Below are 17,513 nucleotides of genomic sequence, written 5' to 3' on the forward strand. Positions count from 1 at the left end.
GGGGTGTCTGATCGGGGGTGCGGCGGGGCTCAGCCGAGCTTGAGGCTGCTGACGAAGAACCGCTGCGCCGCGAAGAAGAGGACGACGGTCGGCAGCGAGACCAGCAGGGCTCCGCCCAGAACGACCGGGGGCCCCACGTTGGAGTAGTTGCCCTGGAGTTCGGCGAGCGCGGCCATCACCGGGCGGATGTTGCGGCTCGTGGACAGGGTGATGCCGAACAGCAGGTCGTTCCAGACGGCGACGAACTGGAAGACGAACGCGGCGATCATCGCGGACCGGGACAGCGGTACGTGGATCTGCCAGAACACCCGCCACCAGGAGGCGCCGTCGAGGCGCGCCGCCTCGACCACCTCCGAGGGCAGCGTCTGCGCGAAGTTGCGCATGATGAAGTACGCGAACGGGATCGCCACCGCCGCGTAGATGAGGAACAGCCCGAACTGCGCGTCGTAGAGGCCGGTGTTGGCGTACGCGAGGAAGAGCGGCCGCAGGAAGACCTGGAGGGGCAGCAGCGTGCCCGAGTAGATCAGCCAGAACCACAGGGCCTTGCGCCTGACCGGCATGATCACCGTGGCGAACGCGGCGGTCGTGGCCACCACGATGGCCGCGGCCGAGCTGGTCACCGCGTACAGCAGGCTGTTGCCCATCGCGGGACCGAGCCTGGCCCGGGACCACGCCTCGGACATGTTGTCGAACAGACCGAACCCCCCGTGCGGCAGCCAGTGCGGCGCGCCGCCGTATTCGGCGGCCGGCACCAGCGCGTTGACCAGCAGCAGCCAGGTCGGTACGGCCCAGAGGAGCGAGACGAGCACCAGGACCGTGTTGCGGACGGCGGTGCCGGCGGAGACGCGGCGTAGGGACATGCTCAGGCGCCTTTCGGAGTGAGCTGGCGCCGCAGATACAGCCAGGAGGCCAGCAGCACGATGACGGTGAGGACGACGGCGACGGCCGCTCCGGCGCCGGGACGCAGCGCGAGGAAGGTCTCCTGGTACATCGAGACGGCGAGCGTCTCGGAGCTGCGGCCCGGGCCGCCCTGGGTGAGGACCCAGATCAGGTCGAACGACTTCAGCCCGTTCACCAGACTGCTGCCGACGACGATCACGGACACGGTCCGCAGCTGCGGCAGGACCACGTACCAGAACTTCCGCAGCCCGTCGGCACCGTCGAGCGACGCGGCCTCCAGGGTCTCCGGAGGGATGGTCTGCAGACCGACCAGGAAGAGGATCACGGCCACCCCGGTGGCCTGCCAGGTGTTGGCGACGATCATGACGAGGGTGTTCCCCGGCCACTCCAGCAGCCAGCCCTGGGCGAACGACCCCAGTCCCAGCGCGTCGAGCGCCTGGTTGGCCGCCCCGTCCGTGGTCAGGAGGAAGTTCCAGACGACGGCCACGGCCGAGCCGGAGATCGCGTACGGCAGGACCACCAGCAGCCGGGCGATACGGGACCACCCGGAGCCGTTCGTCATCACCGCGATGCCGAGCCCCAGGACCAGCGGGAGGGCCACCGTGCCGACCACCCACATCAGGGTGTTCTCCACGGACTTCGCGAGGACCGGGTCGCTGAGGAACAGCCCGTAGTTGGTGAACCAGGTGAAGCCGGAGACCCGGCCGTCGCTGAAGAATCCGCGGTACAGCGTGATCACGAACGGCGTGAGGAGCAGGCCGCCGACGAGCAGGACGGCCGGGGCGAGGAAGCCCGCCGAGGCGATCCGGTCCCTGAGCCCCCGCGAGGGCGTACGGGCCGGGGGAGCGGGCGGGGCGGGGGAGGCCCCGGCCCGGGTGCGGCGCGCGTCGAGGGTGGATGTCATGACTCGTCCTTGTTCCACGCGGCCCACTCCTTGGTGGCGCGGCCCGCCATGCTGCGCAGCGTCGCCTCGGGCGACATGGCGTGCGTCATGAAGGCTCCCAGGTCATCGGTGTTCCCCTGCATGAGATTGGGCGGTCCGGACTGGCCGTAGCGGGGCAGTTCGGTCCAGTGCTCGTCCCGCGCCCGCTTCCTGAGCCGGGCGAGCACCGGGTTGGAGGTGACCGCCTTCGGGTTGGCCGAGCCGTCCTGGAGGAAGTCGGTCCACACCCGCTGGACCGAGGGGTGCAGCCAGTGACCGGCGTTGGCCATCGCGGCGTCGTGCGAGACGGCCTTCTCCGGGACGGCGAGCACACCCGCCTCGGTGATCACGGAGCGCCGGGTGGCGGCGTCCACGGGAGGCAGGACGAAGGCGTCGAAGTCCTCACCCGGCTTCATGCCCGCCGCCGCCAGTCCCTGCGACTGCCAGGAACCGTGCAGGAACATGCCGACCTTGCCCGTCTTCAGCGCGGCCGGGCCGTTGTTCTGGTCGAAGTCGGCCGGGGTCATCCAGCCCTTCTTCATGAAGTCCTGCCAGATCTGCATGGCCTTGTGCGCCTGCGGATCGGTGTACCGGGCCCGGCCCGCGATGAGATCCGCGTAGAACACCGGGTCGACCTTGCTGACCAGCTCCTCGAACCACTCGTAGGCGGGCCAGTTGCCGCTCTGCGTGGCCACGAAGGGAACGACACCGGACTTCTTGAGCACCTCCGCGGTGTGCAGCAGCTCGTCCCAGGACTCCGGCGCCCGCAGACCGTGCTTGTCGAAGACGTGCGTGTTGTAGAAGAGCACGTAGTACGACTGGTAGAGGGGCATCCCGTACACCGCGCCCCGGTAGGACATCGAGTCGCGCAGGGACTTCGTCACCCAGCCCTTGCGCTCGTACGCGTCCCACAGCCGCGTCAGGTCACTGAGGCTGCCCGTGCGGGCGAGCTGTTTGAGGTTGTAGCCCGCCTGCCACTTGATCAGATCGGTCGCCTTGGTCGTCTGCAGCGAGATCTGTGTGACCTGGGTGTACGCGGTCGGATTCGGGTTCGACAGCGGCCGCAGCGCGTAGCCGGTGAGCTTCTTCAGCTCGCGTCCGGCGGCCACGTAACCGTCGTCCCAGGTCGCGTTGTCGTTGGCCAGGGATGTCGTCCCCGGTTTCGCGGCGGTGCTGTCGCCCCGCGCGCAGCCGCCGGCCAGTGCGGCGGCCGCGCCGGCCCCGAGGCCGGCCAGCACGGTGCGCCGGCGGAGCGGGTGAGACGACTGCGCCGTCGTCTCGCCGGTGGATCTCATGGGCTCACTTCCCTCTGGACCCCGGCGGGGAACGCCTGGGCTCCGGTATGCGGTGGGGAGGCCACCGGAAGCGCGTACGGCGTGCGCCGTCGCGCTCCGGGTTGCGAGGATGTTAACGACACCATGTGGCTGAAACAAGGGGTTCTCTTGGCTGAACCAGGAAAGTCCTGTCAGGGGCCGGTTTTGTGAACCGATTCGATAGCCGCCTTGTCCGACCAGGGGTGTTATCGATACCATGCCGATGCTTGCCGGTCCCTTCTTCAGGAGCTTCTGTGCACCAGCCCCGTCCCTATGAACGCAACCCCCGGTACGCCGTCACCGGCGGCGCCGTCGTCACCGGCTGGGCCGCCGCCGTCGCGGACGTGCCCACGGCACCCGTCGTCCTGGCCCTGGACGGCCCCGCCGCCCTCGACTGGGAGGCGGCGGCGGGCGCCCTCGCCGCCGCCCTGCGCGCACGGGGTACCCAGGTGGCGCTGTGTGATGTGCGCGCCCTCTGGTCGGCCGACGCGGTCCAGCGGCTCTGCGTGCCCGACGCGGACGCCGACCCGTTCTTCCTGCCGATCGCCGGGTTCTCCATGGACGACCTGTTCGACACGCCTCCCGTCCAGCCGCGTCCGGCCGACGGCGTCCTGCTCGTATTCGGCCCCGGCGCCGCGCTCGGCGAGCCCGACCTGCTGTGGTGGGCCGACCTGCCCAAGCGGTACGCGGAGGAGGCCGTCACCCGCGCCGAACTGCCGCTCGGCGTCAACCTGGGCCGCCCCGGCACCCCTGGCGAGCTGCGCAGCCTCTTCTACACCGACTGGCCCGTCGGCGACCGCCACCGCGACCGCCTGGCCCCCCGCATCGACCGCTGGATCGACCTCCAGGGCGAACACGGCCCGGCCTCACTGGACGGCGCGGCGGTACGGGCCACCCTGGCCGCCCTGGCCTCGGGCCCCGTCCGCAGCCGGCCCTTCTTCAACTCCACTCCGTGGGGCGGCCGGTGGGCCGCCCGGGAGCTCGGCTTCGAACCCCGCCACGGCAACACGGCCCTCGGCTACGAGCTGATCGCCCCCGAGGCCGGAGTCCTCGTCGGCCAGGACGAGACGGCCCAGGTGGAACTGCCCTTCCAGCTGCTGTGCGAACTCCACCCCGAGACGTTCCTCGGCCCGGACGTCCACCGCCGCTTCGGCACGTCCTTCCCGATCCGCTTCGACTACCTCGACACCGTGGGCGGCGGCAACCTCTCCCTGCACCTGCACCCCCGGGAGCGGTACATGCGGGAGACCTTCGGGTGGCCCTACACCCAGCACGAGACCTACTACGTCACCGCGTGCGACCCCGGCGCCCAGGTCTACCTCGGACTGCGGGACAGTACGGACGTGACAGCCATGCGCGAGGAGGTCGAGGCGGCCGCGGCCGAGGGAACCCCGCTGCGCGTCGAGGACCACGTGATGACGCACCCGTCGGAGAGCGGGCAGCTCTACATGATCCCGGCCGGCACCCCGCACGCCTCCGGCGAGGGCAATCTGGTCCTGGAGATCAGTGCCACCCCCTACCTCTACTCCCTGCGCTTCTACGACTGGCAGCGCAAGGGCGTATCCGGTGCGCCGAGGCCCCTCTCCTCCGCCCACGCCTTCGCCAACCTCGACACCGCGCGCCGCGGCGACGATGTCCTCAAGGAACTGGTGCAGGAGCCGAGGACCCTGCGAGAAGGCCAGGGCTGGCGCGAGGAACTGATCGGGGCGCTGCCCGAGATGTTCTACGCGGTGCACCGCTTCGTGATCGAGGGGCCCGGGCCCGCCGAGGACGACACCGACGGCCGCTTCCACATCCTCAACGTCTCCTCGGGCGGGGGCGTCGTCGTGGAGACCGGCCGGGGGGACCGGCACCACCTGGCCTTCGCCGAAACCCTCACTATCCCGGCGGGCGTGGGCGGCTACCGGCTGCACCCCGTCGGAAGCGAACCGGTGCACGTGGTGAAGTCCCTGGTGGCCCCGGCATGAGCCACGTCCCCGTACTGGAGATCGGCGGCACCCACGTGACGGCCGCCGTCATCGACACCACGTCCACGCGGCCGGCGCCCCTGTCCATGGTCCGGGAGCCGGTCCCCGCCGACGCGCCCGCCGACGAACTCCTCGACGCCATCGCCGCCGTCGGAGCCCGGGCAGAGCCCCCGGCGGGCGCCCACTGGGGCGTCGCGATACCCGGCCCGTTCGACTACGAGACCGGGGTCGGCCGTTTCCGCGGCATCGGCAAGTTCGAGTCGCTGCACGGCGTCGACGTCGGAGCGGAACTGCTCCTCCGGCTCCCCGGAGCCCCCCGCCGCATCAGTTTCGTCAACGACGCGGACGCCTTCGCCCTGGGCGAGTACCGGGCGGGCGCGGCGGTGGGGCGTCGCCGGGTCCTGTGCGTCACGCTCGGAACCGGTGTCGGCTCCTCGTTCCTGGACGGCGGGCGGCCCGTGACCGACGGACCCGACGTACCGCCCGGCGGCCGCGCCCACCGGCTCACCGTCGACGGGCTCCCGCTGGAGGAGGTGGTCTCCCGCCGGGCCATCCGCAGGTTCTACGCCACCGCCGCGGCCCTGTCCGGAGACGGACCCCTTCCCGACGTCCACGAGATCGCCGACGCGGCCCGGGCGGGCGACGGGGCCGCCCGGCACACGATCCGGCACTGCTTCGGCGCCCTCGGACGGGCCCTCGCGCCCTGGTGCGAGCGGTTCCGGCCGGACCTGATGGTCGTCGGCGGATCGATGGCCGGATCCTGGGACCTGCTCGGGCCCGCGGTGCGCGAAGGCATCGCAGCAAGCGCGCCGGCCGCCGCGCCCCCGGCCCTCACGGCACGGCGCCCGGCCGACGCGCCCCTCATCGGCGCCGCGCACTGGACCCTGCGCGAGGCCGCCGTCGCATCCCGGGCACGGACCTAGAATGACCGCGTCACCGACCCACGGGCCCGTCCACCGATCCGCAGGAGAACCGCACATGGCACAGCACCGCGCGGGCGACAACGGCGCCCCCACGATGCGCGACGTGGCCGCGAGCGCCGGTGTCAGTGCCATGACCGTCTCCCGCGTGCTCAAGGACGACGCCCGGGTCAGCGGCACCACCCGGGAACGTGTGCTGGCCGCCGTCGAAGCGCTGGGCTACCGGCGCAACGAGACGGCCCGCAGCCTGCGCCTGGGCGGCAGCGGGATGATCGGACTGGTCGTCACCAACCTCGCCAACCCCTTCTACTCCCGCCTGGCCCTGGGCGTGCAGGAGGTGGCCTCCGAACACGGCCTGCGGGTCCTGCTCAGCAACACCGCCGAGCAGGTCGACAAGGAGCGCGGCCTCGTGGCGGACCTGACTGCCCGTCAGGTCGACGGGATGATCGTCGTCCCGGCCGGAAGCAGCCACCGCCACCTCGCTCCCGCGGCGCTGCGCGGAATGCCGATCGTCCTGGCCTCCCGGCCTCCGGCCGGCATGGACGCCGACTGTGTCCTGGTCGACGATTTCGGCGGTGCCGAGCAGGCCGTGGGGCAGCTGATCGCGGACGGCCACCGCCGCATCGGCTTCCTGGGCAACCCGCCCGCCCTGTACACCGGAGCGGAACGGTTCCGCGGCTACTGGGCGGCCCACGAAACGGCCGGGATCGAACCCGCCGAGACCCACGTACGGCGCGGCCTCACCGACGTACCCACCGCCGAGGCAGCCGCACGCGCGCTCCTCGACGCCTCCGACGCGCCGACGGCTCTCTTCTGCACCAACAACCGGCTGACGCAGGGCGCCATCCGCGCCGTGCACGGCCTCGGCCGCCCGGTCGCCCTCGCCGGCTTCGACGACTTCGACCTGGCCGACGTCCTCGGCCTGCCCCTGACGATCGTCTCGTACGACGCGGACGAGATCGGCCGCCGAGCCGGACAGATGCTCATCGACCGCATCAACGGCTCGTCCGCAGAACCGATCCCGGCCCGCAGGACCGTCGTACCCACCCGCGTCATCCGCTACGGGACACGCTGAACCGGACTCCGCCGCCACCTCCACGGCACCGGTCTGCCCTCCTGCCCCGCCTTCCCCTCCGGAGCACCCATGCACCACGACCGAACCGTCACCGAACGCCGGCTCGCCCGCGTCCTCGACCTGCGCCTGAGGCCCGCCGTATACGGCGAGAGCCTTCCCCTCGACATCGCCCTGTGGGAGGTCCCCGGCGAACCCGCACCCGTGTCCGAAGGGATCCGCGCACCGTACGAACCGGTCCGCACGGGCACACCGTGGGGCCCGGCGTGGACGACCACCTGGTTCCGGATCAGCGGCACCGTTCCCGCCGGATGGGCCGGGCGGCGCGTCGAAGCGGTCCTCGACCTCGGTTTCGGGGCCACCCAGCCGGGTTTCTCCGCCGAAGGGCTCGTGTACCGCCCCGACGGAAGCCCGGTCAAGGCACTCAATCCCCGCAACGCGTGGCTGCCCGTCACCGAACGCGCGGAAGGCGGAGAGAAGTTCGTTCGTTACATCGAGGCGGCGGCCAACCCGGTGATCTTCGATTCGGGAAGCGCGGGTGACCCCTTCGTCCCCACCCGGGCCGGCGGAGTCCCCTCGTGGCTGAGCGGCGACACCGCACCGGACACACCGCTCTACCGCCTGAACCGGATGGACCTCGCCGTCTTCGAACCCACGGTCTGGGAACTCGTACAGGACCTGGACGTCCTCTCCGGGCTGATGGACCAGCTTCCCGAGGACTCCACCAGGCGCTGGCAGTTGACGCACGCCGTGGACCGGGCACTGGACGCGATCGATCTCCAGGACATCGCGGGAACGGCCGCACGCGCACGTGAGGTACTCGCCCCGGCGCTCGCCGCACCCGCGCACGCGGGGGCGCACCGCGTCTCCGCCGTCGGCCACGCGCACATCGACACCGCGTGGCTCTGGCCCGTACGGGAGACCGTCCGCAAGGCGGCCAGGACCGTCTCCAACGTCACCGCACTGATGGACGACCACCCCGGGTTCCGCTTCGTCATGTCCCAGGCCCAGCAGCTCGCCTGGCTCAAGGAGCAGCGGCCCGAGGTGTTCGCACGTGTGGTGGAGAAGGTGCGCACCGGGCAGTTCATCCCCACGGGCAGCCTCTGGATCGAACCCGACACCAACCTCTCCGGGGGCGAGTCACTGGTACGCCAGTTCGTCCACGGCAAGCGCTTCTACCTGGAGGAATTCGGGATCGAAACCGAGGACATGTGGCTGCCCGACACCTTCGGGTACAACGCCGCCCTGCCCCAGATCATGAAGCTGGCCGGCGTCAAGTGGTTCCTCACCCAGAAGATCTCCTGGAACGCCACGAACCCCTTCCCGCACCACACCTTCTGGTGGGAGGGCATCGACGGAACCCGCATCTTCAGCCACTTCCCGCCCGTCGACTCCTACAACGGAGACCTCTCGGGCGCCGACATCGGACACACCGAGCGCAACTTCCGGGACAAGGGCGCCGCCAACCGCTCACTCGTCCCTTTCGGGTACGGGGACGGAGGCGGTGGCCCCACCCGCGAGATGCTGGCCCGGGCCCGCAGGCTGGAGGATCTGGAGGGCTCGGCCCGCGTCGAGATGGAGAGCCCAGGGGAGTTCTTCACCAAGGCGCGGGCGGAGTACACGGACGCACCCGTGTGGTCGGGCGAGCTGTATCTGGAGCTGCACCGCGGCACACTCACCAGCCAGCTCGCCACCAAGCAGGGCAACCGGCGCAGCGAACACCTGCTCAGGGAAGCCGAGTTGTGGTCTGCGACAGCGGCACTGCGAACCGGCCTGCCCTACCCGTACGAACGGCTCGACCGGCTGTGGAAGACCGTGTTGCTCCACCAGTTCCACGACATCCTGCCCGGCACCTCGATCGCCTGGGTGCACCGGGAGGCCGAGGCGGTCTACGCCGAGACCGCCCGGGAGCTCGGCGAGGTCATCGACTCCGCGCAACGCGCCCTCGCGGCCTCCGGCGCTGAGGGGACGGCCCGCGAAACCGTGTTCAACGCCGCACCGCACACCCGCGACGGCATTCCCGCGCTCGGCGCGTCCCCCCGCGCGCGAACCGCCCGGCCGGTCGAGCCCCGCCCTGTCCAGGACGGCGGATTCGTCCTGGACAACGGCCTCGTCCGCGTCACGGTGGACACCCGCGGCCTGATCACCTCCGCGTACGACCTGACCGCCGGACGCGAAGCGCTCGCTCCCGGCACGGTCGGAAACCTCCTCCAACTGCACCAGGACTTCCCGAACCAGTGGGATGCCTGGGACGTCGACGCCTTCTACCGCAACACCGTGCGGGACCTGACCGAGGCGGACGAGGTCGTCGCCGTACCCGGAGGCATCCGGGTGGTACGAAGCTTCAATGACTCCCGCATCACCCAGGTGCTCCGTCTGCAGGAGAGCGGCCGCCGCCTGGACGTCGAGTCCGACATCGACTGGCAGGAGTGCGAGAAGATCCTGAAGGCGGCCTTCCCGCTCGACATCAGGGCCGCGGAGTCCAGCGCGGAGATCCCCTTCGGCCACGTCCGGCGTCCCACCCACACCAACACCTCGTGGGACAGCGCCCGCTTCGAGGTCTGCGCCCACCGCTATCTGCACGTCGAGGAACCAGGCTGGGGCGCGGCCCTCGTGAACGACTCCAGCTACGGCCACGACGTCACGAGGGACGTCCGCCCCGACGGCGGAACCACCACGACCGTACGCCTCTCGCTCCTGCGCGCCCCGCTCTTCCCGGACCCCGACTGCGATCGCGGCGAACACCGCCTGCGCTACGGACTGGTCATCGGTGCCGCGCTGCGGGACGCGGTCCGTGAGGGCTACCGCTTCAACCTTCCCGAGCGCGTCGTGCCCGGGGGAGCGCCCGTCGAACCCCTCGTCCGGACGACGGACGAAACCACGGGCGACGTCGTCATCGAGACGGTCAAACTCGCCGACGACCGCTCGGGCCGCGTGATCGTCCGCCTCTACGAATCCGCGGGCGGCCGCGCGCGGGCGACGCTCAGGGCCGGATTCCCGCCGGCCGGCGCGCGGATCACGGATCTGCTGGAACGGGAACTGACGGATGAGCCCGCACCGGCCGTCCACGGACAGGACGTCCACGTGGACTTGCGCCCGTTCCAGATCCTGACCCTTTGTCTGACTCCGGCTGCCTGACGGCTGCCGCCGGCCCCGCACGAGATCGTTAGGATCCCCCCATGGAAATCGAACCCGGGATCGAAGAGCTCATCGAGGACCTGACCAGCGGCGACTCGGCACGCGTGACCGCGGCGGTGGAGCGGCTGGCGGCCCACGGTGAGAACGCGCTGCCGAGGTTGCTGGAAGCGGTGTGCGCCGACCAGTCGCCCCAGCGCCTCGAGGCGTACGGCGAGGTGCTGAGCCGGATCGGTGCGCCGGCCTTCGACGCCGTCCTCGCGGCGGCGAGCGCCGGGCAGCTGGACGGATGGCTCAGGGCCCGGCTGCTGCGTGTCTTCGACGAGCGTTGTGCCGGTCGGTACGCGGCACTGGCTCTCGACCCCGACCGCTGGCTGTCGAACGTCGGCTACGAGGGATTGCTCAGGCTGCGCGTGGACTCCGAGGCCGGATTGCGGGCCCTGGTGGAGAAGGCCGCCCGGGGCGGCGACTTCTACGGCGAGCCCGGCAAGTACCTCCACGCCATGTGGGACGCCTACGCGCCGCGCCTGCGGGACCTGTGCCAGGACCCGGCTTCCTCCCGGCCGGAACGGCGCGGCGCGCTCGGCCTCCTGATCGAGGGCGGCGGGCTGGACGCGCTCGACGCACGCGACCGGATGCTGGTGGAGCGGCTGGTACGGGTGAAGCTCCCGGGCGGCGTCCGCGCGGTGCCGGACACGCAGCTCAGCGCCTGGTGGCTGGCAGTGCCCGGGGACACGTACGAGGGCGTCTTCGAAGCGCTGGGCCTGCACGATCCGCGCCCGGTGCCGGTCCCGACGGGTGTGGCCGCCGCGATGTGCGAGGAGATACCGAACCCGAGCCCGGACGACCCCTCCCGCGGCACCAGCCGGGCCTTCGTCACGCCCGAACTCGACGGCTGGCGACTGGTGTTCGGCCAGTTCCCCCAGCTCGTCGGGTACGACGACTGGAACGACATGGTCGAGACGGTGGAGCGGGTCAGCGCCGCGTGCGGCAAGGCCCAGCTCTTCTACGTGGACGACGCCGGCGGCGCGGACATCTGGTTCGCCGCCGAGGACGGCCTGATCGTCCGGCAGTACGCGGCGGAGGGCGGCTGGGACGAGGACGACGAGGACGACGACATCACGGGCGGCGTCCGCGACGTGTGCGGCGACCTGTCGGTCGACCCCGACCTGGTGGGGGTCCTCGACACGGTCGTACGCGGCCACGGCTGGCTGGCGGTCACCGCACCGGACATGGGTCACGGCCAGTTCCCGGGTCTGCTGCCGGTCTGACCGCGTCAGCGCCCCCGCCCGGGGTAGACGCGAAACCGAGGGAGCCGAACCTACGGAGGGAACATCATGGGGGAATCACTGCGCGCGGTGGGCTGGGCGCGGTCGTTGCCCCTGCACAGCGAGGTCAAGGCCGCGCGGGAATGGGCACGCGGCCACCTGGAGACGCTGCCGTGGGCGCACGACGCCGCGGACGTGGTCGACGACGTGCTGCTGACCGTCTCGGAGCTGGTCACCAACGCCCACATCCACGCGGGCAGCAGCGCACAGCTGGTGATGACCTGGGACGAGAGCTGCCTGCACGTCGCCGTCCACGACTCCTCGCCGACGCTGCCCACACCGCGGCCGCCGAGCACCGAGCGGCCGAGCGGCCGCGGCATGTTTCTGGTCGACGCCCTGGCGGACGACTGGGAGGCCCACCCCTGCAACGACGGCAAGATGGTGATCGCCTGCTTCCGCCCGCCCCGCCCCGGCGGATGACACCGCGCGCCGAGCCCGTCCCCGGGGCCCCACGCGAAGCCCTTGCCGTCGGCGCCACAATGACGTGGCGGTCCGTGGGGACGGGTGGCAGGATCGGTCGGGCACGGGACGGAGCACGGGGGAGGCCGGATGCGTTTTCGTGTCCTCGGCCCTCTCGAAATATTCGACGGCACCCACTGGCGGGGGATCTCCGCCGCGAAGCCGCGCACCTTGCTCGCCGCCCTGCTGGTGCGGCGCGACACCCCCGTCCCGACGGACCGGCTGGCAACGGAGCTCTGGGGCGACCGCGAACCCAGGGCCGCAGCCAATCTCATCCAGCAGTACGTGCTGCGGCTGCGCCGCGAACTCGCCGATCCACAGGGCCGGTTGATCGTCACCCGATCACCGGGCTACCAGGTGGTGCCCGACAGCGGGGATGATCTGGACGCCACCGCCTTCGCACGGCTGGGAGCATCCGGCCGTGACGCGCTGGCCGCCGGCGAGGCGGAACACGCGGCGGCGCTGCTCGCCGAGGCGCTCGCACTCTGGCGCGGCCCCGCACTCGCCGACGTACCGGCCGGACCGGTGGTGGAAGCGGAGGCGGCACGCCTCGACGAACAGCGCCTCGACGTCCTCCAGGCCCGGATCGAAGCGGATATGGCCTGCGGGCGGCACGCCGAACTGGTACCGGAACTACGGCAGTCCGTGCGCGAGCATCCCCTCCGGGAAGGACTGTGGGAGCAACTGATGCTGGCGCTGTACCGGTCCGGCAGACAGGCGGAAGCGCTCGACGCCTACCGGGAAGTGCACCGGCTGCTGACCGCCGAGCTGAGCGTCGAACCGTCCGCCCCACTGCGCGAGCTGCAACTGCGGGTGCTGCGCGGCGATCCGGAACTCGCCACCCCCGCACCCCGGCCAAGGCCGCCGAAGGTGCCGTCCCGCCCCGGACGTGCACCTGCGCCACCGCGCCAACTCCCCGCAGCCGCACGCGGTTTCGCGGGACGCCGGGCCGAACTCCGGATGCTGGACGGACCGCGCGATGACGCGGCCACCGGGACCGGCCCGGCCGTACGCGTGATCACCGGCACGGCGGGCGCGGGCAAGACGGCCCTGGCACTGCACTGGGCACACCGTGCGGCACCGGACTTCCCGGACGGACAGCTGTACGTGAACCTGCGCGGCTTCGACTCCGCCGCCGGGCCGGTGCCACCCGGCGAGGCGATCCGCGGCTTCCTGGAGGCCCTGTCGGTGCCGCCGGAACGGATCCCCGATCCGCTGGAGGCGCGGGCTGCACTGCTGCGCACCGAGACCGCAGGCCGCCGCCTGCTGTTCGTCCTCGACAACGCCACCGACGCCGCCCAGGTACGCCCCCTGCTGCCGGGCGGGCCCGGTTGCGCCGTGGTCGTCACCGGTCGCGGCCGGCTGGCCGGCCTCGCCGTCACCGACGGCGCCCTCCTGCTCTCCCTCGACGTGCTGCCGCGCGAGGAGGCGCACGAACTGCTCGTCGCCCGGCTCGGCACGGACCGGATCACCGCTGAACCCGAGGCGGCGGCCGAGCTGATCGGCCTGTGCGCCCGGCTGCCACTGGCACTCGCCGTGACCGCCGCCCGCGCCGTCGGCCGACCCGGATTCGCGCTCGGCGCGGTCGCGGCGGAACTCCGCGACACACGAGGCCGACTGGACGCGCTGGACGCCGGCGAAGGAGTGAGCAGCGTACGGACGGTCTTCTCGTGGTCGTACCTCCGGCTCGACGCCGGAACGGCCCGGGTGTTCCGCCTGCTCGGGCTCCACCCCGGCCGCGACGCCGCCGCGCCCGCCGTCGCGGCACTGGCCGGGCTCCCCGTCCGGCAGGCGGCAGGGGCGCTGACCGCACTGGCCCGCGTCCACCTGATCGATGAGCACCAGCCCGGCCGGTACTCCTTCCACGACCTGCTGCGCACCTACGCCGCGGAGCTGGCGGTGACCGAGGACTCCGAGGCGGCACGCACCGAGGCGCTGCACCGCCTGTTCGACCACTTCCTGCACACCGCGCACGCGGCGGGCGGGCGGCTCGCCCCGGTCCGCGCCCAACTTCCCCTGTCGCCACCGGTGCCCGGCTCCGTCCCCCGGTACCCGGAAGGGTACGAGGAGGCGATGGCGTGGTTCGAGGCGGAGCACTCCGCACTGCTCGCGGTCACCGACGCGGCGGGCCCAGCAGGATTCGATGGTCACGCCTGGCAACTGCCCCTCGTCATGGGCGACTTCCTGCACCTCAGCGGCCGCTGGCACGACTGGGCGGCCACCCAGCGCACGGCCATCACCGCCGCCCGGCGGCAGGGGGACGCGGCCGGGACGGCACAGTGCCACTGCGAGTCGGGCCGGGCCGCGATCCGGCTTGGACGGCACGAGGAGGCCCAGGAGGAGCTGTCGCGGGCCCTGGAGCTGCAACGTGAGCTGAACGACCCGACGGCACAGGCCCACACGTTGCGCGCGCTCGGCTGGTCGTACGAGCAGCAGGGCGACTACCGTGCCACGCTCCGCTGCGTCGAGCAGGTACTCGAACTGGAACGCGCGGCCGGCAACCGGGCCGGATGGGGCGGCGCGCTGAACAACATCGGCTGGTGCCACACCCATCTGGGGGACCACGAGAAGGCGCTCGCCTGCTGTGAGGAGGCGCTACGACTGCACCGGGAGGAAGGCAGCCCGCTCGGAGAGGCGTACACCTGGGAGACCTTCGCCGTCATCCGCCGCGCCATGGGCCAGTACGCCGAAGCGCTCGACTGCTACCGCCGGTGCCAGGAGGGGTTCCACCGCCTCGGCAACCGGTACGGAGAGGCGGTCGCGCTGCGCGGACTCGGCGAGGTCCGCCGCACCCTCGGCGACTCCGAGGGCGCGCGCGAGGCGTGGCGGAACTCCCTCGCCCTCTTCGACGAACTCGACCACCCGGACGCGGACGCCGTGCGCGAGCTGCTGCGGCCGGCGGACTGAGCCGCCGGACGCGGGCCCGCACCGCACCCGACCTGCGGCACCGGCCCAAAGCGCCGTCAAAGCGGAAGTTCAGCCCCGGGCATCAGAGTTGCGGCCATGCCCTGGGGGGTCCGGGGTCCGCTGAGGCCGAAAGCGAGTGGGTGGATGCGCGTCGCGCTCAAGGAGTGCTCCTGGCAGACGGTGGGGGAGGACCTGATCGTCGTCTTCGACCCCCGTGAGTCGATCACTCTGGAGGACCCCGAGGGGAAGGTCGAGGCGCTGCTCTCCGTGCTTCGCGAGGGGCCACGTGGCGCCGACGCACTGCGTGCCGCGCTCGCCGGCCGGGGCGTCGAGGTGACGGACCAGGAGCTCGGCGGGGCGCTGACGGGGCTGGCGGGCCTCGGGCTGGTCGAACGAGACGAGGGCCGGTTCACCGGTGAATCCGCAGTCGACGAACGGCACTTCTCCAACCTGGCGTTCTTCGGCACCTTCTCGGACCTCGACCGGCACCGCACCGACTTCCTGCGCCGGGTGCGCGACGCGCACGTCCTGGTGCTCGGTGTGGGCGGTGGCGGCTCCTCGCTGGTGCAGTGCCTGGCCGGTCTCGGTGTCGGCCGGCTGACGCTGCTGGACCACGACCGCGTCGAGACACGCAACTTCGCCCGGCAGTTCCTTTACCGCTTCGAGGACGTCGGCCGCTCGAAGGTCGAGCGCGCCGCTGCCTGGGTGCGGGCGTACGACCCGGACATCGAGGTGCGCACCGTCGACCGCTGGGTCGCGGGCCCCGAGGACCTCACCGATCTCACCGACGGGATCGACCTGATGGTGGGCGGCCTGGACGGTCATCCCGACGCGGGCCTCTGGGTCAACGAGGCCGCGGTCCGGGCCGGAGTACCGCTGGTCGTCGGCGGCGCGACCCGAACGCTGCTTTCGTACATGTCCGTCGACCCGGGGAGGAGTGCCTGCCTGGCCTGCGAGTTCTCGCAGCAACCGGAGGAGGGCACCGGCGCGGCGGCCGCGGAGGACCTGGTGCACGACATGCGCACGACCAACCCGCTCATCGGCCCGGTGGCCATGCAGGTCGGCTCGCTGATCGCGCTGGAGGGCCTGCGCTATCTCACCCGGTTCCAGGAGCCGCTGGCCGCCGGCGCCCGGGTCCGGCTCGACCTGCGCGAAGGTCTGGCGGGCAGCCGGGTGCCGTTCCCGGACGTGCCGGACTGCCCGGTGTGCGCGCTGGCCCCGGCACGGGCGGCCGTGGCATGACCGGCCTGGACGGATCCGCGCGTACGACCGTGCGGCTGCGACCGCTGAGCCTGGTGCCCGAGGGGGAGGACGAAGTCCTGGTCGGCGACCCGGGAACGGGGCAGTTTGTCGCCATTCCCACCGTCGGCGGTGTGGTCATCGAGGCGCTGCTGCGCGGAGCGACGATCGCCGAGGCCGCCGCCGAGGCCGAGGAGTTCGCCGGACAGCCCGTCGACGTGCCGTCCTTCGTGGAAACCCTGCGCGAACTCGGCTTCCTCGACGAAGGACAGCAGAGCACCCCGGTCCGCTCCGCGCCCGTCCAGGGCGGACGATGGCTGGACGGGGTCCGCCAGGAGGTCGCACGCCCCTTCTTCGGCCGGGTCGCGTGGAGCTGCTACGCCGCGTGCGCGGTGCTCGCCCTCGCCGTGTTCGTGTTCCGGCCCGGCCTCTTCCCCGATCCGGCCACCGACGCGTTCGTCGTGGACGACGTCGGCCTCGGCACCCTGATCCTCATCCCGCTCGCCACGGCCGCCACGGCCATCCACGAGGTTGGGCACTGGTTCGCGGCCCGCGCGCTCGGCCTCGGGGCCAGATTCGGCATGGACCGGCGCATGGGATTCCTGCTGGTCTTCGAGACCGACCTGACCCAGTTGTGGACCGTGCCGAGACGCAAGCGGTACGGGCCGCTGCTCGCCGGCCTCGCCCTCGACACGGTGCTGCTGGCCGTACCGCTGGCGGCGCGGACGCTGATCGACACAGGGGCGTGGGCAGCACCGGATCCGCTCGACGCGGTGCTCGCCACCTGGATCTACGTGAAGCTCACCGCGATGCTCTGGCAGTGCATGGTCTTCCTGCGCACAGACCTGTACGCGGTCCTGGTCAACGCGCTGGGCTGCCGCAACCTGTGGCGGGTCTCGACCCTGATGCTCCGCCGAGCAGTCGGCCGTCTGGATGGAGCAGGAGCGGGCGAGCTGGCCGACGCGCATCCGGCCGATGTGCGGGCCGGGCGCTGGTTCCGCTGGGTCCGGTTCTTCGGGGCAGCACTGACCCTGGCCTGGGCGGGACTCTTCCTGGCGCCCTCCGCCTGGGAGGTGCTGCGCTGGGCCGCCGACCGGCTCGGCGCGGGCCCGGCCACCGCACCGTTCTGGTGGGCGCTGCTCTGCACCGCGGTCTGGCTGACCCCCTTCGTTCTTCCCGCGATCCTCTCGGTCCGTGAGCGCGCACGGCGGCTCACGAGGAGGACCTGAGATCCCGCGGGTACCGGTCCTCCCGGCCCGGCACAGCGCCGGCCCGGGGCACGTCATCCAGCCAGAGGGAGGTGAATCGCATGGAGATCAAGGTCCGCAAGGTCGAGGACGTGAAGGCCACG

The 17,513-nt window shown here is 71.9% G+C and carries 12 protein-coding genes; 9 read left to right on the plus strand and 3 right to left on the minus strand.

Annotated features, from left to right (window positions below):
- Nucleotides 1-29: 29 nt before the first annotated feature.
- Genes ACFZAT_RS31775 through ACFZAT_RS31785 form a run of 3 tightly spaced genes read right to left on the minus strand, consistent with a single transcriptional unit; the run spans nt 30 to nt 3,117 of the window.
- Complete coding sequence (locus ACFZAT_RS31775; RefSeq protein WP_391269109.1) at nt 30-860, minus strand: ABC transporter permease subunit; 831 nt, start codon at nt 858-860, stop codon at nt 30-32.
- 2 nt (nt 861-862) lie between these two features.
- A complete protein-coding gene (locus ACFZAT_RS31780) occupies nt 863-1,804 on the minus strand; it encodes an ABC transporter permease subunit (protein WP_391269111.1) in 942 nt (313 codons plus the stop codon).
- Nucleotides 1,801-3,117, minus strand: a complete 1,317-nt coding sequence (locus ACFZAT_RS31785; protein ID WP_391269113.1) for an extracellular solute-binding protein — start codon at nt 3,115-3,117, stop codon at nt 1,801-1,803. Before ACFZAT_RS31785 ends, ACFZAT_RS31780 begins: the two co-directional genes overlap by 4 nt.
- A gap of 272 nt (nt 3,118-3,389) precedes the next feature.
- Between ACFZAT_RS31785 and ACFZAT_RS31790 the strand changes: the two genes are divergently transcribed.
- The 9 genes from ACFZAT_RS31790 to ACFZAT_RS31830 all read left to right on the plus strand — a co-directional run bounded on the left by ACFZAT_RS31790 (nt 3,390) and on the right by ACFZAT_RS31830 (nt 17,391).
- The gene (locus tag ACFZAT_RS31790; RefSeq protein ID WP_391269115.1) at nt 3,390-5,102 is read left to right on the plus strand and encodes a class I mannose-6-phosphate isomerase; all 1,713 of its coding nucleotides are present in this window, start codon (nt 3,390-3,392) and stop codon (nt 5,100-5,102) included.
- Nucleotides 5,099-6,025 (plus strand): ROK family protein, encoded by a 927-nt coding sequence (locus tag ACFZAT_RS31795; RefSeq protein WP_391269116.1) that lies wholly within the window; start codon nt 5,099-5,101, stop codon nt 6,023-6,025. Before ACFZAT_RS31790 ends, ACFZAT_RS31795 begins: the two co-directional genes overlap by 4 nt.
- Before the next feature lie 55 nt (nt 6,026-6,080).
- Entirely contained in the window at nt 6,081-7,097 is a 1,017-nt protein-coding gene (locus tag ACFZAT_RS31800) for a substrate-binding domain-containing protein (protein ID WP_391269118.1), read from the plus strand.
- 69 nt (nt 7,098-7,166) lie between these two features.
- Nucleotides 7,167-10,232, plus strand: coding sequence for a glycoside hydrolase family 38 C-terminal domain-containing protein (locus ACFZAT_RS31805; RefSeq protein WP_391269120.1), 3,066 nt, complete (start codon nt 7,167-7,169; stop codon nt 10,230-10,232).
- A gap of 41 nt (nt 10,233-10,273) precedes the next feature.
- Nucleotides 10,274-11,500 (plus strand): hypothetical protein, encoded by a 1,227-nt coding sequence (locus ACFZAT_RS31810; protein WP_391269122.1) that lies wholly within the window; start codon nt 10,274-10,276, stop codon nt 11,498-11,500.
- 66 nt (nt 11,501-11,566) lie between these two features.
- On the plus strand, nt 11,567-11,977 hold the full coding sequence (locus tag ACFZAT_RS31815) for an ATP-binding protein (RefSeq protein ID WP_391269124.1): 411 nt from the start codon (nt 11,567-11,569) through the stop codon (nt 11,975-11,977).
- 129 nt (nt 11,978-12,106) lie between these two features.
- Nucleotides 12,107-14,923 carry a BTAD domain-containing putative transcriptional regulator gene (locus ACFZAT_RS31820; protein ID WP_391269126.1) on the plus strand — a complete coding sequence of 939 codons (2,817 nt, stop codon included), beginning with the start codon at nt 12,107-12,109 and terminating at the stop codon, nt 14,921-14,923.
- Between the two features lie 144 nt (nt 14,924-15,067).
- Nucleotides 15,068-16,165, plus strand: a complete 1,098-nt coding sequence (locus ACFZAT_RS31825; protein WP_391269129.1) for a ThiF family adenylyltransferase — start codon at nt 15,068-15,070, stop codon at nt 16,163-16,165.
- Complete coding sequence (locus ACFZAT_RS31830; RefSeq protein ID WP_391269130.1) at nt 16,162-17,391, plus strand: hypothetical protein; 1,230 nt, start codon at nt 16,162-16,164, stop codon at nt 17,389-17,391. The genes ACFZAT_RS31825 and ACFZAT_RS31830 overlap by 4 nt, the downstream gene beginning before the upstream one ends.
- Nucleotides 17,392-17,513 lie beyond the last annotated feature (122 nt).

This window comes from Streptomyces sp. NPDC008163, from assembly GCF_042956885.1.
GTDB classification, from domain to species: Bacteria; Actinomycetota; Actinomycetes; order Streptomycetales; family Streptomycetaceae; genus Streptomyces; species Streptomyces drozdowiczii_A.